Raw genomic sequence first — 25,387 nt, 5'->3', positions numbered from 1 at the left:
AAAAGCTGAAATTTTTTACAAATGAAATTAAGACATATGTTACAATCTCCTCAAGGGGTTGAAGAATTGTTTAATAAATATGTTATTGACGGGAAGGTATATGCTACGGATGATTTACTTTTTATAGTTGATTTAGTGCATATTTTTAGACCTAATAATGTAAAGAAAGTAAAACGTGTTTCTATTGATGCTTTATTAGCATATTTAAAAACGCACGAGGTAGAGAGAATTGCCCTATCTAAATATTTAAAAGAATTATTGTCAAATCGTCATTTTAGTCGAATGGTTTCTGATGCGGGGATTTTACAAGATTCTGAGTTTTTTAGAGAGGTTAAAAAGAGGTTATGGGCTAAGGTATTACCTTATCAACCAGAGAAGGATACGTATGAATATGTGCTAAATCAGGCATTTTATAAACATACGGATGCTGAATGGGTTAGTTTGATTCCACAGACACAGTTATTAGAATTGTTTCAAGAGTTGAATTTTACTGATTTATTCAATGATAACAAGGAGGGCTCTGTTTTAAATGAATTATTGTGTTCAATTGATATTATTACTCAACGTATGAGTGGTAGAGCAATGGAGAGTAATATCATTAATATGGTTCCTGAATATTCTCATTTAGAAAGCCCTTTTAGAGCTTTGGAACAAGAGTTCTCTATTATTTTACAGAGTATTCAAAATGGAGATATAAAATTCTTATATGACAGTGATATTAATTATAAGCAAATTGTAATCCTACAGAAGCAATGTCAGGAGTTTGTTAATCAGGCGTTTAAAAATAGTTCGAAGTATGGTATCTCTATAAAGGTAAACCAAAGTTTACTTCGTTTACGCCAACAGTTATCACGTGTAAGTGTATTGATATCATTATTGGTAATTAAAGAAGATACAGCAGAACTAAAACAAAAGAACTCGATTAATTTAGCTTTAAAGTTAATTGAGTATAACTGTTATAAGTACAATGTTTCTGGATTAATAAAAGAAAGTACACAGTTAATATCTTATGAGATTACACAACATACTGCCAAGACAGGAGAGCACTATATTACTAATAGTGGTAAGGAGTATTGGAATATGTTTAAAGGATCAATGGGGGCGGGTATCGTTGTTGGGTTCTTATGTATTTTTAAAGTCTTTGCACACCATGCTGATGTGAGCGCATTTGGAGAGGCTATGTTGTACAGTTTAAACTATGCGGTAGGTTTCTGTTTAATCTATTTGCTTGGATTTACTTTAGCAACGAAGCAACCAGCGATGACTGCGGCTACAATTATTAAGGCAATTGAAGACGGACGTAAACAACATATTGATAATGTCGAAAAGCACATTGGCTTTGCTAAGTTGTTTGCAAGATTGTTCAGATCTCAGTTTATTGCTTTTATTGGAAACGTGATATTAGCGTTCCCTGTAGCTTTATTATTGATTTGGAGTATAGATACTGTTTTTGATGTTAATATAACTGCTCATGATTGGGAAAAGATGTTAGTAGATGCAGATCCAATTAAATCAAGAGCATTATTTCACGCTGGTATTGCAGGTATCTTCTTATTCTTATCTGGAATTATTTCAGGGAATGTATCGAATAAGAATAAACACAATAAGGTGTTATACCGTATTCAAGAACATCCTTTATTAAAACGAAACTTAGGTATCAAGAGAACAACGAGTTTAGCAAATTGGGTAGATACAAAATGGCCAGGCTTGGTTTCTAATATTTGGTTTGGGGTATTTATGGGTACTTGTGGTACGATAGGTGCTTTTATTGGCTTAGGAATTGATATTCGACATATTACCTTTGTCAGTGGTAATATTGCATTAGGACTTTATGGGTCTGGATTTGATGCACCAGTGGATATGTTAGTAATGGCGTTTATCGGAATGTGGCTAATTGGATTTATGAACTTTATGGTAAGTTTTGGATTATCATTATTTTTAGCTTTCCGCTCGCGTAATATTCCATTTAGAGAAACAAAAGAGCTTACAAAAGCAACTTGGAGACACTTTAAAAACTTCCCAATGGAGTTCTTCTTACCAACGGCAGGTGGTGTGGTTGAGAACCCAAATAACTTAAATGGGAAGAATGATTCAAAAGATAAAAAGGAAGAAACTCATCATTAATAATAATGAGTATCAACAAAAAAAGGATGCGATATCGCATCCTTTTTTTGTTGATACTTCAGAGAAGTAGTTATTATGTTAGACATAGAAGTAAATTTACTCTTGTCTGAATTCATCAGTACTTGGATTTCTTTTGTGCTTTAAACTGTCTTTAAGCATACTTGATTGTTCTGCAAATTCCATTCTTGAGACATTGATATAATCCTCTAAGTTGTGAATATTCTTCGCTAATTTTCGTAGAGAAGCTCTGTCACTCTTAATGAATAATTCGCTTTGTGTTCTTGCTTCTTCATGGCTTAGCCCAACTTTTTCTAACATAGTTGCTCCAACATAAACAGCAGTAAAGAAAGTTTCTCTATAAACCTCAGTTAAACCATCTTGAAGATATTCATAAGCATTTTTACGGTTTTTAGCACGAACAATAACTTCTACATTAGGGAAGTTTTTACGAAGTATTGCAACTAAATGTTGATTTACTTCTGGTGGATCCATTGCAGCAATTACATAATCGGCTTGGTCAACTCCAATTGACTTTAGGATATTAATAGATGTTGCATCTCCATAATATACGTTAAACCCTAACTTTCGAAGGTGATTTACACGTTCTGAGTCATTGTCTAATACTAATGTAGGAATATCATTCGCTTGCAATAAACGTCCAATAGTATTTCCGAAGTCTCCAAAACCAGCAATAACGATTTTCTTTTCTGCACTAATATGTGATAAATCGTCGTATTCTTGTTGTTCAGTAGCAGAAGGAGTTAATCCTAAATAAGGAGAAATCCACTTCTCATTTAATAACAATAAGATTGGTGTAACTACCATTGACAAGGCTGTAGTAGCCAATAAGTAATCATACCATTGTTGATTAATCAAGTTAATTGTTTTACCTAAAGCTAAGATCACGAAAGCAAACTCTCCCACTTGTGATAATAAAATAGCGAAAAGGAAAGACTGATCTTTAGGGAATTTCTTCCATTTACTAATTGCTAATAAAACAATTGCTTTGATAGCCATTGAGCCAACTAATAAGCTAAGGATAATTAGGGGTTGGTTTACAATAATATCAAAGTTAATTGTAGAACCAACGGCGATAAAGAAGATACCAAGTAAAAGAGCTTTAAATGGTTCAATATCACTTTCTAACTGGTGTTTATAAGGGTTGTTAGCTAATACAACACCAGCGATAAATGCACCTAATGCCGGGCTTAGCCCCACCTGTTGCATCAATAGAGACACCCCAATAACAAGCAATAAAGCAGATGCGGTATATATTTCACGAATTTGTAGGCGACCTACAGATCGGAATAAAGGATTGACAATATAATTTCCGACAAGGAAAATAGTAGAGATTGCTCCTAAGATAGCAAGTGTTTTCATGAAAACAGGCGCTCCATCAAGCCAACTACCACCTGCAGCCGTTGCAATAGGCTCTTTAGTAGAGACAGCTAATAATGGGATAATTGCCATTACTGGAATTACCATTATATCTTGGAATAGTAATACGGCAAAACTTGATTTACCTGCATTTGACTTGTTTAAACCTCTTTCAGAAATAGTTTGTAAGATAATCGCCGTAGATGACATAGTAATAACAAATCCCATTGTAATTGCTGTACCAATGCTTAAGCCCAGTCCCCAACGAGCAATAGCAGCAACAATAATTGTTGTTCCTGCGGCTTGTGCTGTTCCTAAACCGATTATTTCATTTCTAATTTTCCAGAATTCCTTAGGGTCTAATTCAAGTCCAACTAAGAATAACATCATTACTACACCAAATTCTGTTGCGTGCATAATATCAGCACCATCTTGTCCTACAAAACCAAGAGCAAATGGTCCAATAAGTACTCCTGCAAATAAGTATCCTAATACGGATCCCATTCCTAATTTCTTAGAAATTAGAACACATACAACCGCGGCAAATAAAAAGACAAATGCCTGTGTTAAAAAATCATTCATTGTTAATAGCTTCTTTTTTTTAATTATTATCCTAAGTTAACTTAGGAGATTAATAGTGAGAATATTATAAAAGTTTGATTTAAAATAAGTAAAACTATAATAGTCTCAATCAATTTGATCATAGTCAATACAAATTTATAAAAATGTATAGGTTAAGTACGGTTTAATTTTAAAAAAATGAATTTTTTTAAGTAGTGAGAGGTTAAAAAATCTATTAATTTTGAATTATAATTATCTGAATGAATGAATCGTAAGATTATACATGTTGATATGGATGCTTTCTACGCTTCTGTAGAACAACTTGATTTTCCTGAATTAAGAGGAAAACCAATTGCTGTTGGAGGAAGTGAAGAAAGAGGAGTGGTTGCTGCCGCAAGTTATGAAGCCAGAAAGTTTGGTGTTAGAAGTGCTATTAGTGGCGCTATGGCTAAAAAGAATTGTCCGCATCTTATTTTCGTGAAACCAAGATTTGATCGTTATAAAGAAGTATCTAAAGTAATTCGCAGTATTTTTTATGAGTACACTGATTTGGTTGAGCCATTAGCTTTAGATGAAGCTTTTTTAGATGTTACAGAAAATAAAATTGGTTGTCCGAGTGCGACGTTAATTGCTAACGAGATACGGATGAAGATATATGATCGACTTGGATTAACTGCTTCTGCCGGAATATCTGTCAATAAGTTTTTAGCTAAGATTGCGAGTGATTACAACAAACCTAACGGCCAAAAAACTATTGAACCAGATGAGGTCGAAGCTTTTTTAGAAGCCTTAGAGATTAAGAAGTTTTTCGGTATTGGTAAGAAAACAGCCAATAGAATGTATCACTTGGGAATTTTCACAGGAAAGGATTTAAAAAGTAAGAGTGAGGAGTTTTTGGTAGAGCACTTCGGAAAAGCAGGAGGAATTTATTACAACATAGTAAGAGGAGTTCATAATTCGCCAGTGCGGTCTAATCGCATGATTAAGTCTGTTGGAACAGAGAGGACTTTTGAAGAGAATTTGAGTTCTGAAGTTTATATAGAAGGGAAGTTAGAAAGGATCGTAGAGGAGCTTAGTATTCGCTTGAAAAAGCAAAATGTGGCAGGGAAGACGGTTACTTTAAAAATAAAATATTCTGATTTTACACAGCAGACAAGAAGTATGACTTTTGCTTATTATATGTCTGATACCGATATTATTTTAGATATTGCAAAGCAATTACTCTATCAAGAGAAGCTAAAGAATTCAGTTAGACTAATTGGTGTATCACTATCTAACTTGAATACAGATGAAAAAAAGAAACCAATTGCTGTGCAGTTAAGTTTTGAGTTTTAAAGAGAAAAGAAATTGTAATAATGAAAAAGCCAGAGAGTTTAAAAAAAGGAGATAAAGTTGCTATTGTATGTACAGCACGTAAGTTTAGTCGCTTAGAAGCAGAATCAGCTATTGAACTATTAAAATCATGGGGTTTAGAAGTAGTGTTAGGAGCAACAATTGATTTAGATAACTATCAATTAGGCGGAACGGATGAAGAGAGAGCAGCAGATTTTAATCAGCAATTAAAAGATCCGTCAATAAAAGCGATTTGGTGTGCCAGAGGAGGATATGGTACAGTTAGAATTATTGATGATATTGACTTTACGGCATTCATTGAAAATCCAAAGTGGATTATAGGTTTTAGTGATGTTACAGTTTTGCACAGTCATATCCATAACTTAGGAGTTGAGACTATTCACGGATTGATGGCTTTTAGTATTCCAAAATCTACACCGGAATCAAGAGATTCATTATACAAAGTCTTATTTGGAAGAGAACTTGTTTATACAATAGCTCCGGAAGTTGAAAATAAATTAGGCGAAGGCGAAGGTGAAGTAGTAGGAGGAAATCTTTCGATTATTTATAGCTTATTAGGATCTAAGTCTTCAATGAATACAGCAGGGAAGATATTGTTTATAGAAGATTTGGATGAGTATCTGTATCACGTAGATCGAATGATGCACAATTTAAAACGCAACGGACTATTAGATAATTTAAGAGGTTTGATTGTAGGAGGAATGACAGATATGCACGATAATGCAATTCCTTTTGGATATGATGCTAAACAGATTATATTATCTATTTTAAAAGACAAAGATTATCCGATTGCTTTTAATTTTCCAGCAGGACATGGAGAAGTGAATTTGGCATTACCTATGGGAAGAAAAGCAAAGTTGTCAGTAGAAGAGTCAAAAGTTGAATTAAAATTCGTTTAGTATGGCAAAGAGTCAAGATATTGGAGAAGGAGGAGAAAAAGCTGCCGTAGCTTATTTAAAAGAAAGAGGTTATGATATTTTAATTGTCAATTATGTAGCCCAGAAAGGTGAAATTGACATCATAGCATTGAAGGATAATATCTTGGTTTTTGTTGAGGTAAAAACAAGGTCATCTTTAGAGTTTGGTTTGCCACAAGATTTTGTGAAGGCAACTAAAATAGGTCTGTTAGTGAGGACTGCAAATATTTATATAGAAGAAAATGACCGAGAAGAAGAAGCGCGATTTGATATTATAGCTATTCACAAGGTTGGAGAAAAGTATAATATTCAACATATTGAAGATGCATTTTACTTTTTTTAGCAGTCGCAATATATAATTTACGTGAGTTCGATATAAGAAAGAGAATTAACAACGAAAGTTGGAAATTAAGCAACAAGTTTGGTTGATCTACAAATAAAAAAGTCTTATCTCGACACTTTCTATACATCAATCTAAAGTGCCTTACTTTTGCCTGGAAAGGTTTAGAAAAGGCGGTCGTACTTTTATCATTAAAATTCATAATAACTTCAAATGTCTTCAAACTGTTATTAAAAAGTTTTAGAACAGTATTAGGAACATTATCAAACCAATGAGTTAGTTTATTAAAGACTAACTTTTTTTGTGTTTTTAAATTACGTAACCTACGTAGCCTATTAGGTAATTCAAAAGCCTATATAATATCTGATATAAGGATAATAGCATTGTCGTTACAGTCTTCTTTGGTATTTGTTTCACATTAGTACCACATTAGTACCACATTAGTACCACACATCTTCGGGAAAAAAGGCCATTTTCCGAACTTGTGTGGTACTAATGTGGGAGAAGTGTCGAACATGGTCCGTTTAAAACTACACTTTGACACGTTCTTTATCATACTAACAATCCAATCTATTATGTAAATCTTTCTTTTTTATGGAAAAGAGTTATTTGTGCTTTATCCTATTTATTGCAAATAATGGACTTTTATTGTGTAAATCATTATTATAAATTATACTTTATAGGATTAGTTTAACAATGCAGAATTGTCTTTTTATCTTTTTTGGAGGCGATTTATTATTGAATACTTATTTGTTCGCTATTCTTATTTAAAAAAAGTCTTAATAAGATTTGTTTATTATTTAGAATCATTTTACTTTTGCTCAAGTTTTAAATAAGTCTAAATAACATAACTATAGAATGAAATTATTCAATACCCTATTATTTACTATCTGCGGAGCAGTTGTAAGTATGGCTCAAACATCGACAGTAAAAGGTCGTGTGGTTGATGAAAATAATAAGCCATTGCCATTTGTAACAGTATATGTAGAAAACTCAAACTATGCTGCACAGACAGACGATAACGGAGAATATATCTTAGAAGATGTTAAACATGGAAAGCAGTCAATCAAAGCTACTTTTGTTGGGTATGCAGCTTCAGTAAGAGATATGAATATTTCAAAGAAAGAAGACGTAGTTAACTTTCTTTTAGTAACAGACAGTCAATTAGCAAATATTACTGTTTACGGTAGAAGTAACAAAAATGTTAAGAAACTTCAATACTTAACTCGTCTACCCTTAGGTTTACAAGACCAAGTACAATCAATTAGTATCGTTTCAGATCATATAATTAAAGAACAAGGAGCTTTATCAATTACAGATGCAGCACGTAACGTAGCTGGGGTAACTCAGTTTGCAAGTTATGGTGGTGTAAAAGAGAGTATGTCTATTAGAGGTTTCCGTGGTACTCCAGTATTGAGAAATGGAGTAGGAATGGATTCTGACTTTAGAACAGCTTCAGCAATTTCAGATATGCAAGGAGTTGAAAGTGTTGAGGTAATAAAAGGTTCTGCTGCTATTTTGCAAGGAATTGGAAATGGTTTAGGTGCTGCAGGAGGTGTAATTAACTTAGTAACTAAAACGCCAAATTTCAAAAATGGAGGGGAAGTAAGTTTTAGAACAGGTAGTTATGGACACATTCGCCCAACTGTTGATTTTGAACGTGTATTAGATAAAAAAGAAAGAGTTTCATTCCGTTTCAATGGTTCTTATGAGAGAAATGATGGATGGAGAACACACGTTAATAACGAACACTTCTACATTAACCCATCTTTAGCTTGGAAAATTGACGACAAAACGAAGTTGTCTTTTGAAATGGATTACTTAAATGGAGATTATACTCCAGACAAAGGAACAGTTAATTTAGCTCCTGATAATGTTGATGCATTATATAAAATGCCTCACAATAAATTCTTAGGATATAATGATGATAATACTTCAATTAGATCTCAAAATTACGTAGCTCGTTTTGAAAGACAATTGACAGAAAAATTAAGTTTCAGAACGTCTTATACTGCTTCTATCTACAATGATGATAGCCGTACGTCAAGTGTTGCTACAGTTCTTAAAAAAGACAAGATTAAAGATTGGACAGATTTTAGAAATTTAAAGAGAACAGTTACAGAAAGCGAAAGAGGAGATTACAACTCTGTATTTCAAGCTGACTTAGTAGGTAAGGATATCTTTACTGGAATTTTAAAACATACATTTCAAGTAGGGTTTGACTATAGACAAACAAAAGTTATTGCTGGAAATACTGCTGGGCAAGTAATGGGGAAAGATAAAGAAGGGAACGACGTTTTAGTACCTTATGTAGATTTCTTTGATGTTACAGGACCAATAAATAATACATTGCCAGGAGATGTTGTATTTGGAGATATTAAAACTACGCGTACAATGACTCCAACTATTGGATTAATGGCACAAGATTATGTTCAGATTGGAGATAAGTTAAGTGCAATGTTAGGTATTCGCTACAGTAGATTAAATGGAAGTACTACAGAGAATGCTACAATTGATAGATGGAATCCAATGTTTGGTTTAATTTTTAAACCACAAGATAACATTAGTACATTTGTTTCTTATACTACAACATCAAGTTTAAGACAATCTAATAAATTAATTCACGGTGGTGGATATGCTGGGGCTTCTGATACAAATCAGATTGAATTCGGTTTCAAATCTAATTGGTACAATGATCACTTAGGAGTAAACTTCTCTTATTTCTTCATTAACCAAAGTAATTTATTAGCACCGTATATTGATCCAGAAACAAACGTTCAATCTACTACTGAAAGTATTTTTGCAGGAGATTTAAAACGCAATGGATTTGAATTAGAGATCAACGGAAAAATTACAAACAATTTAGAAGTGATGCTTGGATATGCAAACTTATATGCAAGATACCAAGATAGTCCAAACTACGTTGATGGTTCTGCTCCAATGAATGCTCCTGAGCATACAGCTAATGGATGGGCAAACTATAAATTTACAGACGGAGCTTTAGATGGTTTATCTTTTGGATTAGGAGTTTACTACGTTGGAAAGAGACCTGTAAATGAATACACAAGAACATCTGATGCACACGGATCAAATGTAAATACAAGACCATTTGATATGGCTGCTTATACAACAGTAAATGCACAAGCAGCATATAAATACAAAAATGCTACATTAAGCGTGTTTATGAATAACTTGTTCAATGAGCGTGGATATACTTCTTACTACAGAGGTGGTTATATCAACGAAATTGCACCAAGAAACTTCGCAGCTAAATTATCTTATAGATTTTAATCAATAGTTTTTACACAATACTAATTAGTCCAACCAAACACGGTCCTATTAATGGGGCCGTGTTTTGTGGTTAAATTCAATTTTTTTCGCTTATGAAAACAAAGCCGAAGTATTCGTTTCGTACATTTATAAATGATGTGCATTTGTGGTTAGGAATAGCAAGTTCACTTGTGTTGTTTATTGTTTGTTTGACAGGAACAATCTATACCTTTAAAAGTGAGATTCAATCATTTTTAGCACCAGATATGTACACTTTAGTTGAGGTTAAAAAAGAGGTATTGCCAATTGATGAGTTGAAAGCTATCGTAGAACAAAAGAGCGGAGGTAATGTACAGCGAGTAGTTGTGTCACATAAAGAGAACAAACCCTATGTTTTTTCAGTAGGCTTTGCTGATAAAGAAAAAAAAGGAGAGACTATTTATGTTAACCAATACACTGCTGCATTTGTAGGAGAAGGCAAAGGTCCGGCGAATGAGTTTTTTATGACGGTTTTTAAACTGCATAGATGGTTATTGTTAGATATGAAGATTGGACGTCCGATTGTAGGAATTGCAACAATAATATTTGTTATTTTATCAATTTCGGGATTGGTGTTGTGGTTTCCAAAGAAAATTAAAGGATGGAAAAGTCTAAAGCCAGGTTTTAAGATTAAGTTTAGAGCAAATTGGAAGAGAATAAACCACGATTTACATAATACGTTAGGATTTTATACTTTACTCATTGTTGTGATTATGTCCTTAACAGGACTTTGTTGGTCTTTTGAATGGTATAGAGACGGATTGAGTAGTGTATTAGGAGCGAAGGTTTTTGGAGGTAGAGATGAGGTAAAACCAGAATCTGTTTTACTTGAAGATGCCAAAACACTTGATTTGTCCAAAGTAATGGCGATTGGGAATACAGAGTTGCCATTTGAAGCAAGAACAGTATCAATTAGTTTTCCTAAGGGAGAAAAAGGAAGTTTTGAAGTAAATAAGAATGAATTAGCTCGATTTAATGAAACTGTAAATGATAGAGTTTTTATTGACCAATATTCAGGAAAGCTTTTAAAAAAGGAGATTTTTGCTGATAAAACAGTAGGAGAAAAGATAGCAGGATCAATCAGAGCGTTACACTTTGGAGATATTTACGGAACATTTTCAAAAGTGATTTATTTTATAGTTTGTTTAATAGCAACGAGTTTACCTGTAACAGGGATATTCATTTGGTTGAATAAAATGAAAAAAGGCAATAAAAGTAAAGTATAACATTTCTTTATAATTCAAGTGTTTTTATGTTTGATAAAAAATGTAACTTTGCTATATAACCTAATTTAGATTAAATATTATGTATCCAGAAGAAATAGTAAAACCAATGCGTCAAGAATTAGTTGATGCAGGATTTGAATCATTACATACAGCGGAAGAAGTAGAGGCTACTTTAGCAAAAGGAGGAACAACTTTAGTAGTTGTAAATTCAGTATGTGGATGTGCAGCTCGTAACGCTCGTCCAGGTGCAATTATGAGTTTAAAAGGAGATAAAAAACCAAGTCAAATTGTGACTGTTTTTGCAGGTGTGGATAAAGATGCAGTAGATGCAGCACGTCAACACATGTTCCCGTTCCCTCCATCATCACCAGCAATGGCATTGTTTAAGGACGGAGAATTAGTTCATATGTTAGAGAGACATCACATTGAAGGTCACCCTGCTGAGATAATCGCAGAGAATTTAATGGATGCTTTTAAAGAATATTGCTAAAAAAGAGACCACCAATAAGGTGGTTTTTTTTTTAAGTGTATATTTGCCTTAAACGACTAAACTGATGCAAAAAATAATATCGTATCCAATTTCTATCCTTTTTGCGGCTTGCCTATTAATCATCTTGATTTTTTTTCACGGACTTCAATGGCTGGCGTTTAATCTATTCGGCTATCAAGCACACAAAAAAGTGGTGGATTGGTTAGTATGGTGGCTAATGGCTGGTACGGGGATTTTAGGAACAACTTATAAGTTCGAACAAGAAGAAAAATTACCAACTGATCGACCAATAATTTTTGTTTCGAATCATCAAAGTATGTTTGATATTCCAATGATGATTTGGTTTTTCAGAAATAATCATCCAAAATTTGTTAGTAAAAAAGAACTTGGAAAAGGTTTTCCAAGTGTTTCATATAATTTAAAACACGGAGGATCCGTTCTAATAGATAGAAAGGATGCTAAACAAGCTTTAGGAGCTATAAAATCTTTAGGGCAGTATATAACAAAATATAATCGATCTGCGGTTATTTTTCCTGAGGGGACAAGAAGTAGAGATGGACAATTAAAACGTTTCTCAGAAAATGGGGTAAAAATGCTTTGTAAGTTTGCTCCCAATGCTTTAGTAGTGCCCTTGACAATTAATAATTCTTGGAAGTTATTTCGCTATGGAAAATTTCCTTACGGATTAGGAGCGCGTATCAAATTATATGCACACAAACCACTAAATATAGGTGATTATGATTTTCCTACTTTGATGCAAGTAATCGAGGAGAAAATCAAAACTAAATTAGAATAAAAGAATAAATTATAATAGCCAACCTACTCAAACAAACTAAACCAAACCCAAAGTAGTGAGGCGTAAACAAATGTATTATGTCAATAAAGAATGTTCGCTTAGAAGTAATGCACTTCTTAGAAAAGAATATCGATAGTTTTGTAGAAAACTATTTGATTCCTGTAGAGAAAATATGGCAGCCATCTGATTTGTTACCAGATTCAGAAGGAGAGAATTTTATAGAAGATGTAAAAGAGTTGCGCGAATACGCAAAAGAGTTACCATACGATTTCTGGGTAGTATTAGTAGGAGATACTATTACAGAGGAGGCGTTGCCAACATATGAGTCTTGGTTAATGGACGTAGAAGGTGTTAAACAGAAAGAAGAAGAAGGTGGTAATGGATGGGCAAAGTGGATTCGTCACTGGACTGGAGAAGAGAATCGCCATGGAGATTTGTTAAACAAGTACCTTTATCTATCAGGAAGAGTAAATATGAAAGAAGTGGAAATCACAACTCAACACTTGATTAACGATGGATTTGATCCAGGAACAGACAGAGATCCTTATAAGAACTTTGTATTTACAAGTTTTCAAGAATTAGCTACATATATTTCGCATAATCGTGTTGCTAAGTTAGCTAAGCAATATGGCGATCATAAATTGTCAAAGATTTGTCGTTTGATTGCTGGAGATGAAATGAGACACCACCACGCATATAGCGAGTTTGTAGATCGTATCTTTAAAGTAGATCCAAGTGAAATGATGCTTGCTTTTGTAGATATGATGAAACGTAAAATTACAATGCCAGCTAACTTGATTAGAGAATCAGGAGGTAAGATGGGAGATGCGTTTGAGAAGTTCTCAGATTCAGCACAAAGGATAGGAGTATATACAGCGCATGATTATATTGATATTATGCAAAAGTTAATTGATAGATGGCAAATTGGAGAGCTGACAAATCTAACAGATGAGGCAGAAAAGGCAAGAGACTATTTGATGAAACTTCCAACAAGAATGGCTCGTGTAGCTGATAGAATGGTTGTTGGTAAAGAGGAGCAAATCTTTAAATGGGTTCGTCCAGCTATCATAAAATAGCAAACAACAAATTTTTATTACAATGGATAAACGAATAGAGGCAATAGTTTTATACGTTAAAAAAGAACTTGAAAACGCAGAAAGTGGACACGATTGGTTTCATATAGAGCGTGTTTATAAAAGTTCAATGACTATTGCAAAACAAGAAGGAGAAGTAGATATCACTGTGGTAAAGTTAATTGCTTTATTGCACGATATTGCAGATAGTAAGTTTCACGGTGGAGATGAAACTGTGGGACCTACAAAAGCACGTACTCTTTTAAGTGATCTATCGTTTAGCGATGAGGTAATTGACCATGTTGTAAAAGGGATTGAAAATATTTCATTTAAAGGAGGGAATTTTGAACAGAAATTTCGTTCTAAAGAGTTAGATATTGTTCAAGATGCAGACCGTTTAGATGCAATTGGTGCAATTGGTATTGCAAGAACCTTTAACTATGGAGGTTATAAGAATAATTTGATTTATGATCCTACAATTGAACCTAAGATAGGAATGTCAAAGGAGGAATATAAAAATAGCAAAGGGACTACAATCAATCACTTTTATGAGAAATTACTTCGATTAAAAGATTTAATGAATACACAAACAGGATTGAAACTGGCAGAAGAGCGTCATAAGTTTATGGAACTTTATTTGGCTCAGTTTTATTCTGAATGGGAAGGAAAGGCATAGTCTTTTTTAAATAAGAAAAAAGAAACCACCCAATTGGGTGGTTTTTTTATGGGTATATTATACTCGCTGTTTATTGAAATAAATTCATCAAATTTATGTATAATGTAATTTAATCCTGTAAATGAGTGTGGTAATTATATGTAATATAATAAATTGTTAAAAAAAATAGTTTATTCGTATTTCTTCTATTTTTTTTGTTGTATAAATTATTTTAATAATATACATTTGTTAATATAAGTTAAAATTATAAAACAGAACATTATGAAATTAGATTACGAACCAGAAAGACGACCTCATAAGTCTATACGTAATTACCTCATTATATTTTTTAATGTCGTTACCTTACTATTATTAGTAAACTACTTACCGTATGAACCTCAAGTAAACAAGGGGTTAGCTCTTTTGGTGTTTGTTGCGGTATTATGGTTAACGGAAGCAATTCACGTTACAACGACTGCAATATTTGTCCCCGTACTCGCTATTGCATTAGGGTTGACAGATACAAAACCAGCCTTAGCATCTTTTGCAGACCCTACGATCTTCTTGTTTTTAGGAGGTTTTGTATTAGCAGGAGCACTTCACGTGCAAAAGCTTGATACGATAATAGCCAATAAGATTATGTACCTGGCAAAAGGGAGATTGTCTTATGCAGTATTTTATTTGTTTGGAGCAACAGCAGTGCTGTCTATGTGGATAAGTAATACAGCAACGGTTGCAATGATGTTACCATTAGTAGTAGGAGTTTTAAGTCAGTTAGACAGAACAAAATATCGATCTACTTATGTATTTGTGCTATTAGGTATAGCTTATAGTGCGAGTGTAGGAGGTATGGGAACAGTGGTAGGTAGTCCACCTAATGCCATTGTAGCTTCACAATTAAATATTTCGTTTGCTGATTGGATGAAGATGGGATTACCGATGGTAGTTGTCTTATTGCCAATAGTTATTGGTATTATTTATTTGGTTTTTAGACCACAGTTGAATTTTAGATTTAATCATTCAACGGAGACAATACCAATGAATTTTGATAGATGGTTAACGTTAGGAATATTTATTTTTACAGCTTTATGTTGGATTTTTAGTAACGACTTAAATCCTTTGGTAGCAAGTTTTGTAGGGTTTGAAGGGAAGTTTACTAATTTTGACTCTTTCATCTCTTTAATGGCTTTTATTTTAATTTGTGTAAGTCAAGTATCGAGATGGAAAGAATTACAACATAATGTTGACTGGGGAGTTTTACTATTGTTCGGAGGGGGACTTACATTAAGTATGGTTCTGAAAGATTCAGGAGCAAGTAAAGTAATGGCTGATGTATTAGTTTCCTTGATAAAAGGAAGCCACTATTTCACTATTGGTTTAGTAGTTTCGTTCTTTATTATCTTCTTAACTGAGTTTACATCAAATACTGCGAGTGCTGCCTTATTAGTACCAATTTTTATTTCTATTTCAGAGGAGTTAGGTATTGCACCACTTGGACTTTCAATGATTATTGGATTAGGAGCATCGTGTGCTTTTATGCTGCCAGTAGCTACACCTCCAAATGCTATTGTATTTGGTACAGGATTTATCCAACAGAAAGATATGATGAAGGCAGGTTTTATCTTGAATATTATTTGTTCAATATTAATTGCTACTATCGCTTATTATTTCTGGTTGAGTTAATAAAAGAAAAGATTATACATAAAAAAGACTGCCAATGGCAGTCTTTTTTATGTATAATAATTAACGAATTCTAATATGGTTTTTCATCTCTACCTTCATAGTAGTTGATGAATGCTCTATTTACAACTCTATTTCCACCAACTGTTGGATAGTTACCTGTAAAGTACCAATCACCTAAGTTTTTAGGACAAGCAATGTGTAAATTATCTATAGTTTGGAATACTACTTTTACGTTAGACTTAATTTCTGAGTCTTTTACCATTTCTGCAATCTTATCAGATATTTCATTATCAGTAAAAGGAGCGTAAATTTCTTTAACGTAGTTTATTATATCACTATCAGCAAAGTTTTCCTGAGCTTTAGAACGCGTGTAAACATCGTCTACAAGACTTAACAGGTTTCTCTCCTTCAATAGTTCAATAGCAGCTTGAAAAGCAATTAAACCTTCTAATTTAGCCATGTCAATACCATAACAGTCAGGATATCTAACTTGAGGTGCAGCAGAAACAACAACAATTTGTTTTGGGTTAAGGCGATCTAACATACGGATTATACTTTTCTTTAAAGTAGTACCACGTACGATACTATCATCAATAATTACTAGGTTATCAGTAGGTTTAATAACACCGTAAGTTACATCATAAACGTGTGCTACTAAATCATCTCTACTACTATCATCAGTAATGAATGTTCTAAGCTTAGCATCTTTTACTGCAATTTTTTCAGTTCTTAATTTAACTGATAAAATCTCTTGTAACTTCGCTTCAGACAGTGCCTCTTTATGCTTAAGAATATCTGCAATTTTTCGCTGGTTTAAGAAGTCTTGTGCACCTTCAACCATACCGTAGAAAGAAGTCTCAGAAGTATTAGGAATATATGAAAAAACAGAATTGTCTGTATCGTTATCAATAGCTTTTAGAACCTCTGGGAAAATAAGTTTACCCAAGTCTTTTCTCTCTTGATAAATCTCAGCATCATTACCTCTTGAGAAATAAACCCTTTCGAAAGAACAAGCTTTTAAAGGTAATGGTTCTAAGATTTGTTCAAAGTGAACAGAGGCATCTTTACGGATGATAATTGCCTTACCAGGATCAAGTTCTTTAATATCTTCAAAAGGAACATTAAAAGCAGTTTGAATAACTGGTCTTTCACTTGTTACAACAACGATTTCATCATTCTCATAATAAAAAGCAGGGCGAATACCAGCAGGGTCACGTAAAACGAAAGCATCTCCGTGTCCGATCATTCCTGCCATAGCAAATCCACCATCCCAGTTTTTAGAAGCTCTTCTCAAGATACGAGCAACGTCTAAACGTTCACCAATCTTTGGAGAAGCCGCTCTTTTAGAATAGCCTTCCTCTTTAATTTTGTAATACAAGTCTGTTACTTCATCATCTAAGAAATGTCCGATTTTTTCCATTACAGTAATAGTATCAGACATTTCTTTAGGGTGCTGACCAAGGCTAACTAAATCTTGAAAAAGTTCGCGAACATTAGTTAAGTTGAAGTTTCCAGCAACAATTAAATTTCTGTGCATCCAGTTGTTTTGACGTAAAAAAGGATGAACACTTTCAATATTGTTTTTTCCGAAAGTACCATAGCGAACGTGTCCTAAGAAAACCTCACCTAAATAAGGGATGTGTTTTTTCTGTAAGTCTACATTATTTACGTACTCCGGATGTTCAAGCAATTCTTCGTTAATGCGTCCATTAACCTGCATGAAGATGTCTTGTATTGGTTGTGCTTTGTTAGAACGAACACGGCTGATGTAACGTTCACCTGGCTCCATATCTAATTTGATACTTGCAAGGCCAGCTCCATCTTGCCCTCGATTGTGTTGTTTCTCCATCAACAAATACATTTTTTGTATAGGATAGAAAGTACTCCCGTACTTTTCTTTGTAATAGGATAACGGTTTTTTTAGTCTTAAAACCGCAATACCACATTCGTGTTTTAAAGCGTCGCTCATTTTTTAGTTGTGTGTGTGTTGGTGTTGAATAAATAAAAAAAGCCCCATGACTGAGGCTTATAAGTGTACACTATTGTGTTAATTCGATATCGAATTGCGTTAACATTTTAAATTGTTGTAGTCTTTCAACCACTTCTTTATCATTTAGGTCTTCCATTCTCTGTGTCCCGAATTTCTCGACACAAAAAGAAGCAAGGTTAGAACCGTAAATAATAGCGTTTTTCATATTCCTGAAGGATACATTGCTGCTCTGAGTAAGATACCCAGTAAATCCACCTGCGAAAGTATCACCAGCCCCTGTTGGGTCAAACACTTCTTTCAGAGGTAAAGCAGGAGCAAAGAATACATCTTTGTTAGCAAACAATAAAGCTCCGTGTTCTCCTTTTTTAATTACGACAAACTTAGGTCCCATTTCGTGAATTACTTCAGCTGCTTTTACCAGAGAGTATTCTCCAGATAATTGTCGAGCCTCCTCGTCATTAATTGTAATAACGTCAATTCTTTTTAAAACCTCTTTTAATTCGTCTAAAGCACAATTCATCCAAAAGTTCATCGTATCTAAAACAACTAATTTAGGTTTTTTAGTCATTTGATCCAAAACTTTCATTTGAATATTTGGATGAAGATTACCTAACATAACTACATCAGAATCTTTGTAATCATTTGGTACAACTGGGTCGAAGTCTGCTAAAACGTTTAGTTGAGTGTCTAACGTATCACGAGAATTTAAGTCGTTGTGGTAACGTCCGCTCCAAAAGAAAGTCTTACCTCCTTTTACAACCTCAATACCAGAAGTCTCTATGTTTTTACTTTTAAGTAAGTCTAAGTGTTCTTGTGGGAAATCTTCTCCAACTACAGAAACTATAGCTGATTTTACATTAAAGTGTGAGGCAGACAATCCGATGTATGTCGCTGCACCACCAAGTACTTTGTCTGTTTTTCCAAATGGAGTCTCAATTTCATCAAAGGCCACCGTCCCCACTATCAGTAATTTGTTCATATTTTTTGCTAAGAAATGAAGATGCAAATATATGTCAATACTTTTTTCAGTACAAAATTTAATGCCTAATATTAATTATTGTGGTTTATTTCAATAGGTTATGTCTGTTTTTAGGATATAGTTTGAGTTCTTTTCCTGAAGAATGTGTATTTAATCAACTTTCTTTCTCACTAATTGTGAATAATGTAATCTCTTTTCTACAAAAAAAGAATATCTCTTTAAATCGATAGGTTATTCTAAAGTTTAGAAGCATTTTGAAAGCAGGTATACTTATAGATGAAGCGAACAGATATTAAGGTTGTAAGTTTTATTGGTATCCTTTGAAGAGCTGTCTTTTGAAGGTGTATTATAGGATTATCTGAGTTTAGAACGACATTTATTCGTAATTAGGTTGTAAATAAGTCGTAATTCGTTCGTAAAAAAGGCTTTTAGGTGAGGTAATTCCGACTTATTTCCGACTTAAATACGACTAAAACACGATTAAAGCCTTTACTAGTAAGATTTTTAGCTTGTGTTATTATACAGAATTTTAGCAAAGAGTTTGTTTGTTATTTTGAAAGACTTGGATAAGGGAGTAATAAAAATGGCTATTGAAAACCTCAATAGCCATTTTATATAAAGATTAATCGTTTAATTCGTAGTATTCATCGATGAGAGCATCTTTTTTATGAGAAGCTTGTACAGCTAATTGGTCACATCGTTCATTCATTGGGTGATTATTATGTCCTTTTACCCATTTAAAATCTACGCGATGCTGTCTATATATTTTGAGAAAACGTTGCCATAGGTCAGGATTTTTTTTGTCTTTATATCCTTTTTTCTCCCAAGAGAATACCCATCCTTTAGAAACTGAATCTACAACATACTTTGAGTCTGAAACAACAAGTACACTTGTTCCAGGATTTTTTAGTTTTTCGAGTCCCACAATAACAGCCAATAGTTCCATACGGTTATTAGTTGTTAAACGAAATCCTTCAGAGAATTCTTTGAACACTTGTCGACCTGCCCATTCAAGAATTAACCCATACCCACCAGGGCCTGGATTTCCACGCGAAGAACCGTCAGTGTATAATATAACTTGGTAATTATTCATCTAAGTTAGTAAACAATAGTTTTTCAATAATTATAGGGAAGTGTTTATGCTCTAACACTTGTACTGCTTTAGCAACATCATCAGGTGAGAAATTAGGAAGGACTGGTGTAGTAGCTTGGAAAATAATAGCCCCTTCGTCATAATTTTCATTTACAAAATGAATTGTAATTCCTGTTTCTGTTTCTTTATTATCAACAATTGCTTCATGAACAAAGTGCCCATACATACCTTTACCTCCATATTTAGGTAATAAAGCAGGGTGTATGTTAATCACTTTATTATAATAGTCTTTAAGTATTGCTTCTGGGAATTTCCACAAGAATCCAGCTAAAACAATTAAGTCCGGTTGAAATTCTTTTAGTTTTGAGGCAACAGTCCCTTCATTTAACATGGTTCTATCAAAAATCGTAAAGGGAACATTTCTTTTTTCCGCTTTTTCTATTACCTTAGCGTTTTGGTTATTAACTAAAATAAGGTACTCATTTACGATAGAATTCTGTTCAAAATAATTGATGATGTTTTCTACGTTAGTGCCTGATCCCGAGGCGAATAGTGCTATTTTTTTCATGTTGTTGGTTGTTATTAAAAATAATAAAGTGCTGGAATTGAGTACAAAAAAAAGAATAATAACTGACAATAAATAGAAAAATAGCGATAAGTATTAATAATTTTTATAATTTCGCACCGACAATTAACATGGAAAATCAGGTTTTAAAATAAAGTTTTTTATTTTTGCCTACGAAATTAAATTTAAAATTAAAGATTATGTCAGACATTGCATCAAGAGTAAAAGCGATTATCGTTGACAAATTAGGTGTTGACGAGAACGAGGTTGTAGCAGAAGCAAGCTTCACTAATGATTTAGGAGCTGATTCACTAGACACTGTTGAGCTTATCATGGAGTTCGAAAAAGAATTCGATATTCAAATTCCAGATGATCAAGCAGAAAACATTGCTACAGTTGGTCAAGCTATCTCTTACATTGAAGAAGCTAAAAAATAATAACTAATATCCCACGTGTGTTGTAAAACATCACGTGGGTGTTATTATTTTTTTATGACTAATTTTTATAGAAAAGAAAAGGACAGATTGGAAACAATCTAACGAATACAATCAAACAAACTACCCAATGTTTCCTTTTTTGTAAAGTGAAAGTTGGGATTTTTTTTTAAAGTACAAACCATAAAAGTTATTTTATGAAATTAAAGCGAGTTGTTGTAACAGGTTTAGGTGCCCTTACCCCAATTGGAAATAATATTCAAGAGTATTGGAACAACCTAATAAATGGAGTAAGCGGAGCTGCTCCCATTACATATTTTGACGCTACCAATTTCAAAACTCAGTTTGCGTGTGAAGTGAAAAACTTCAACGTTGAGGATTATATTGAAAGAAAAGAAGCACGTAAAATGGATCGCTACGCTCAGTTTGCTATGGTTAGTGCTGCAGAAGCGATACAGAATTCAAGTTTAGACCTTGACGTTATAGATTTAGATAGAGCTGGAGTAATCTGGGGTTCAGGAATTGGAGGGTTAGATACTTTCCAAAACGAAGTAACAAACTTTGTTACAGGAAATGGTATTCCAAAGTTTAACCCATTCTTTATCCCAAAAATGATTGCTGATATTGCTGGTGGTCATATTTCTATGAAATACGGATTAAGAGGGCCAAACTTTACTACAGTTTCAGCTTGTGCTTCATCTACAAATGCTATAATTGATGCTTTTAACTACATTCGTTTAGGTATGGCAGATGTTATGGTGACAGGAGGTTCTGAAGCTGCAGTTACTATTGCTGGAATTGGAGGGTTTAATGCTATGCATGCTTTATCTACAAGAAACGATGATCCACAAACGGCATCTCGTCCAATGGACAAAGATCGTGAAGGATTTGTTTTAGGAGAAGGAGCAGGAGCAATGATCTTAGAAGAATATGAGCACGCGAAAGCGAGAGGAGCTAAAATCTATTGTGAGATAGGTGGAGGTGGAATGTCTGCTGATGCGCACCATTTAACAGCACCACATCCAGAAGGATTAGGAGCAACAAATGTTATGCTTAACTGTTTAAGAGATGCTGGATTAGAGCCTAAAGATGTTGATGTTGTAAACTTACACGGAACTTCTACTCCATTAGGAGATATTGCTGAATCAAAAGCTATTTTAAAAGTATTTGGAGATCATGCATATGATATGAACCTTAACTCTACAAAATCTATGACAGGACACTTATTAGGTGCTGCTGGAGTTATTGAGGCTATATCAGTTATTCTTTCAATTGAACACGGTATCGTTCCACCGACAATCAATCACTTTACAGACGATGAAGCGATTGATCCTAAGTTAAACTTTACTTTTAACAAAGCGCAAAAACGTGATGTTAAAGTAGGTATGAGTAATACTTTTGGATTTGGAGGGCATAACGCTTGTGTTCTTGTTAAAAAATTAGAAGAGTAAAATCATCGTTTAATGATGAAAAAGCTACTAAATAAGATTTTTAGAAATTCCCGTTCCTTCACTGTTGAAGACGGGAATTTTTGTCGTAATGTATATCAGATAACAGGAATTAAACCTGCAGAGATGTTGTATTACAAAGTAGCATTTACACACCGCTCAATGAATTTGCTTGACGAAGCAGGTAATCCTATAAATTATGAGCGATTAGAGTTTTTAGGTGATGCGATGTTAGGGTCTGTGATAGCTTCCTATTTATATTTAGAAGTGCCAAGTGGAGATGAAGGATATTTAACAAAAATGCGTTCAAAAATTGTAAGCAGAGAAAACTTAAACCAAATAGGCAAAGACTTAAATCTGATTTCAAATGTAGAGAGTAAAATGGGTAACCAACAATTTGGAGAAAATATTCATGGAAACTTATTAGAAGCATTAATCGGAGCTATATATTTAGATCGCGGATATCCAGCATGTGAAAAATTTATTCATGAGAAGTTGTTGTCAACTGTTGCAGATATTCAAAAATTAGAAACAAAAATCACAAGCTATAAAAGCTTGTTGATAGAATGGTGTCAAAAAAGAAAGCATTCTTTTAAGTATGATACATTTGAAGAAGATACTGCCGAAGATGTAAAATATTTCGGAGTGAAACTATATATAGATGATAAAGTAATTGCACGAGCAAGAGCTACATCAAAGAAAAAAGCAGAAGAAAAAGCTTCTCAACGAGCTTATTTCGCATTGCAAGAGCAAATACAAAAATAGAATTATCAATAAAAACTTAACAATTTGATAATCTATGTTGTCAGTCAATCTTAGGCACTGACAAAATAAAAGTTGTATATTTGTAATACACAATTCTCAGATGGGTATGGTAAAATATCGATTAGACGACTTAATTGATTATGAAGATTACAAATTAATCGCTATTCATTCTTCGCGCAAAGAGGATTATAAAGTAGTATATTTTATAAATGCAGTTTTAGAGATTTTTTTAGAACGCAGTAAGAATGATGTAGATATTCATACAGAAGATGGACGTGCTACTTTTTCTTTTTTTGAGTATGATGATATAGATCATCATGTTTATTGGAAGTTGGTTTCCAATAAAGCCTTTTTAACCCCAGAATCAGGCGTGGACTCTCCATTATTTACAAGTGTTCATCATCCAATAACAAAGCAAGGATATTTAGTTCCGGAATTAAAAGTAGTCGATTATCTAATTAAGATAGAAGAAGCAGATTACCAATTTGATATTGGTACAATCATTGAGAAGTTAAATTCAATCAAAATAATTTCTACTGCTTATGAAATAAAGCAGGAGACGTTAAAAAATAAAAATAACCTAATTTTTTAAAAATATGGTAATTCAAAAGAAGACAAAAATTGTAGCAACATTAGGACCAGCTTCAAGCTCGAGAGAAGTGCTACACGATATGATAAAAGCTGGTGTAAACGTATTTAGAATCAATTTTTCGCATGCAGATTATACAGATGTACAAGAAAAAATAGAGATAATTCGTTCATTAAATGCAGAATTTGGCTATACAACGTCTATTTTAGGAGACTTACAAGGTCCTAAATTAAGGGTAGGTGTTATGGCAGAGGATGTAATTGTTAATCCTGGTGATACAATTGTATTTTCTACAAAAGAAGAATTCAAAGGAGACGCTAATCGCGTTTATATGAATTATAAAAAATTCCCAACAGATGTAAATGCTGGAGAGAGAATTTTATTAGATGATGGTAAGTTGATTTTTGAGGTTGTTGAAACAAATCAAGTTGACGAAGTAAAAGCTAAAGTTATTCAAGGAGGACCTCTTAAATCTAAAAAAGGAGTTAACTTACCAATGACAAAGGTTTCATTGCCAGCATTGACAGAGAAAGATATCAAGGATGCGATTTTCGCTTGTCAAATGCAAGTAGATTGGATAGCGTTATCTTTTGTTAGAACACCTGAAGATTTAATGGATTTACAGGCGTTAATTAATGAGCATTCAGATCATAAAATTCCAATTATAGCTAAAATCGAAAAACCAGAGGCAGTTAAAAATATCAAAAAATTGGTAGCTTATTGTGATGGTTTAATGGTAGCTCGTGGAGATTTAGGTGTTGAGATTCCTGCACAAGAAGTTCCATTGATTCAGAAAGAACTTGTTCACGTTGCTAAGAATGCAAGAATTCCTGTAATTATTGCTACACAAATGATGGAAACAATGATTTCAAGCTTAACACCAACAAGAGCAGAAGTTAACGACGTTGCTAACTCTGTAATGGATGGTGCCGATGCTGTTATGTTATCAGGAGAGACTTCAGTGGGAAGTTATCCAGTACAAGTAATCGAGAAGATGACTCAGATTATTCAAAGTGTTGAGGATTCTCCGTTGATTAGTGTTCCACAAAGTGCGCCTACAATTAAAACAAATAGATATATTACTAAAAATATTTGTTATCACGCTGCTACAATGGCAAATGATATTGAGGCAAAAGCGATCTGTACATTGACAAATAGTGGATATACAGCATTCCAAATTTCTGCTTGGAGACCAAATAGTAATATTTTAGTTTTCTCATCAAATAAGAGAATTATTACGCAATTAAACTTATTGTGGGGAGTACAAGCTTTCTATTATGACAAGTTTGTAAGTACTGATGAGACAATTGAAGATATTAACCGTATGGTTGAAGAGAAAGGATTTGCTACAAAAGGAGATATGGTAATTAACCTTGCAGCAATGCCGATAATTGAAAAAGGAATGGTTAATACATTGCGTATTTCAGAAGTAAAATAAGTTTTAGACTAAAGTTTAAATCAGCATATATAAAGCTCATCTATAAGATGAGCTTTATTAGTTTATGGGAATAAAAAAACTCCGAAGTGGACTGACCCCAAAAAGTTGGACGAAGTTATGCAATCTTTTTAATATAATGAGCTCGGTATTCTACCGGGCTCATTCCATTTAAATTAATGCGA

The 25,387-nt window shown here is 33.5% G+C and carries 21 protein-coding genes; 16 read left to right on the top strand and 5 right to left on the bottom strand.

Features of this window, described 5'->3' with window-relative positions:
- The first annotated feature begins 36 nt into the window (after window positions 1–36).
- Window positions 37–2,124: a site-specific recombinase gene (locus BLT46_RS10405; protein WP_090409954.1), complete on the top strand. Its 2,088-nt coding sequence runs from the start codon at window positions 37–39 to the stop codon at window positions 2,122–2,124.
- Window positions 2,125–2,220: 96 nt separating this feature from the next.
- On the opposite strand, the gene BLT46_RS10400 is transcribed toward BLT46_RS10405, so the two are convergent.
- Entirely contained in the window at window positions 2,221–4,083 is a 1,863-nt protein-coding gene (locus BLT46_RS10400) for a monovalent cation:proton antiporter-2 (CPA2) family protein (RefSeq protein ID WP_090409952.1), read from the bottom strand.
- A 243-nt stretch (window positions 4,084–4,326) separates the two neighbouring features.
- Between BLT46_RS10400 and dinB the strand changes: the two genes are divergently transcribed.
- From dinB to BLT46_RS10350, 10 genes are all read left to right on the top strand, one after another.
- Entirely contained in the window at window positions 4,327–5,397 is a 1,071-nt protein-coding gene (dinB, locus tag BLT46_RS10395; RefSeq protein WP_090409950.1) for a DNA polymerase IV, read from the top strand.
- A 20-nt stretch (window positions 5,398–5,417) separates the two neighbouring features.
- Window positions 5,418–6,314 (top strand): S66 peptidase family protein, encoded by an 897-nt coding sequence (locus BLT46_RS10390; protein ID WP_090409948.1) that lies wholly within the window; start codon window positions 5,418–5,420, stop codon window positions 6,312–6,314.
- A 1-nt stretch (window position 6,315) separates the two neighbouring features.
- Window positions 6,316–6,675, top strand: a complete 360-nt coding sequence (locus tag BLT46_RS10385; RefSeq protein ID WP_090409946.1) for a YraN family protein — start codon at window positions 6,316–6,318, stop codon at window positions 6,673–6,675.
- Between the two features lie 855 nt (window positions 6,676–7,530).
- Entirely contained in the window at window positions 7,531–9,963 is a 2,433-nt protein-coding gene (locus BLT46_RS10380) for a TonB-dependent receptor (RefSeq protein ID WP_090409944.1), read from the top strand.
- Window positions 9,964–10,055: 92 nt separating this feature from the next.
- Complete coding sequence (locus tag BLT46_RS10375; protein WP_090409942.1) at window positions 10,056–11,207, top strand: PepSY-associated TM helix domain-containing protein; 1,152 nt, start codon at window positions 10,056–10,058, stop codon at window positions 11,205–11,207.
- Between the two features lie 79 nt (window positions 11,208–11,286).
- A complete protein-coding gene (locus BLT46_RS10370) occupies window positions 11,287–11,697 on the top strand; it encodes a BrxA/BrxB family bacilliredoxin (RefSeq protein ID WP_090409940.1) in 411 nt (136 codons plus the stop codon).
- 64 nt (window positions 11,698–11,761) lie between these two features.
- Window positions 11,762–12,493, top strand: coding sequence for a lysophospholipid acyltransferase family protein (locus BLT46_RS10365; protein WP_090409938.1), 732 nt, complete (start codon window positions 11,762–11,764; stop codon window positions 12,491–12,493).
- Window positions 12,494–12,570: 77 nt separating this feature from the next.
- Window positions 12,571–13,569, top strand: a complete 999-nt coding sequence (locus tag BLT46_RS10360; protein ID WP_090409936.1) for an acyl-ACP desaturase — start codon at window positions 12,571–12,573, stop codon at window positions 13,567–13,569.
- 22 nt (window positions 13,570–13,591) lie between these two features.
- Complete coding sequence (locus tag BLT46_RS10355) at window positions 13,592–14,242, top strand: HD domain-containing protein (RefSeq protein WP_090409934.1); 651 nt, start codon at window positions 13,592–13,594, stop codon at window positions 14,240–14,242.
- A 261-nt stretch (window positions 14,243–14,503) separates the two neighbouring features.
- Window positions 14,504–15,904, top strand: a complete 1,401-nt coding sequence (locus BLT46_RS10350; RefSeq protein WP_090409932.1) for a DASS family sodium-coupled anion symporter — start codon at window positions 14,504–14,506, stop codon at window positions 15,902–15,904.
- A 70-nt stretch (window positions 15,905–15,974) separates the two neighbouring features.
- On the opposite strand, the gene BLT46_RS10345 is transcribed toward BLT46_RS10350, so the two are convergent.
- The 4 genes from BLT46_RS10345 to purN form a co-directional block, all read right to left on the bottom strand.
- On the bottom strand, window positions 15,975–17,873 hold the full coding sequence (locus BLT46_RS10345; protein ID WP_090409930.1) for an amidophosphoribosyltransferase: 1,899 nt from the start codon (window positions 17,871–17,873) through the stop codon (window positions 15,975–15,977).
- Between the two features lie 70 nt (window positions 17,874–17,943).
- A complete protein-coding gene (locus BLT46_RS10340; protein WP_090409925.1) occupies window positions 17,944–18,873 on the bottom strand; it encodes a PfkB family carbohydrate kinase in 930 nt (309 codons plus the stop codon).
- 622 nt (window positions 18,874–19,495) lie between these two features.
- Window positions 19,496–19,966 carry a ribonuclease HI gene (rnhA, locus tag BLT46_RS10335; RefSeq protein WP_090409923.1) on the bottom strand — a complete coding sequence of 157 codons (471 nt, stop codon included), beginning with the start codon at window positions 19,964–19,966 and terminating at the stop codon, window positions 19,496–19,498.
- Entirely contained in the window at window positions 19,959–20,534 is a 576-nt protein-coding gene (gene purN, locus BLT46_RS10330) for a phosphoribosylglycinamide formyltransferase (protein WP_090409921.1), read from the bottom strand. The genes rnhA and purN overlap by 8 nt, the downstream gene beginning before the upstream one ends.
- A 197-nt stretch (window positions 20,535–20,731) precedes the next feature.
- Between purN and BLT46_RS10325 the strand changes: the two genes are divergently transcribed.
- From BLT46_RS10325 to pyk, 5 genes are all read left to right on the top strand, one after another.
- The gene (locus tag BLT46_RS10325; protein WP_002988156.1) at window positions 20,732–20,968 is read left to right on the top strand and encodes an acyl carrier protein; all 237 of its coding nucleotides are present in this window, start codon (window positions 20,732–20,734) and stop codon (window positions 20,966–20,968) included.
- A gap of 194 nt (window positions 20,969–21,162) precedes the next feature.
- Window positions 21,163–22,416: a beta-ketoacyl-ACP synthase II gene (fabF, locus tag BLT46_RS10320; protein WP_090409919.1), complete on the top strand. Its 1,254-nt coding sequence runs from the start codon at window positions 21,163–21,165 to the stop codon at window positions 22,414–22,416.
- 15 nt (window positions 22,417–22,431) lie between these two features.
- A complete protein-coding gene (gene rnc, locus BLT46_RS10315; protein ID WP_090409992.1) occupies window positions 22,432–23,178 on the top strand; it encodes a ribonuclease III in 747 nt (248 codons plus the stop codon).
- Between the two features lie 100 nt (window positions 23,179–23,278).
- Complete coding sequence (locus tag BLT46_RS10310) at window positions 23,279–23,770, top strand: IPExxxVDY family protein (RefSeq protein ID WP_090409917.1); 492 nt, start codon at window positions 23,279–23,281, stop codon at window positions 23,768–23,770.
- Window positions 23,771–23,774: 4 nt separating this feature from the next.
- Window positions 23,775–25,205 carry a pyruvate kinase gene (gene pyk / locus BLT46_RS10305; RefSeq protein WP_090409916.1) on the top strand — a complete coding sequence of 477 codons (1,431 nt, stop codon included), beginning with the start codon at window positions 23,775–23,777 and terminating at the stop codon, window positions 25,203–25,205.
- Window positions 25,206–25,387: the final 182 nt, after the last annotated feature.

The organism is Myroides phaeus (genome assembly GCF_900099675.1).
Lineage (GTDB): Bacteria > Bacteroidota > Bacteroidia > Flavobacteriales > Flavobacteriaceae > Flavobacterium > Flavobacterium phaeum.
The sequence above is the reverse complement of the archived record's forward strand: the minus strand, read 5'-3'. Positions and strand labels throughout refer to the sequence as shown.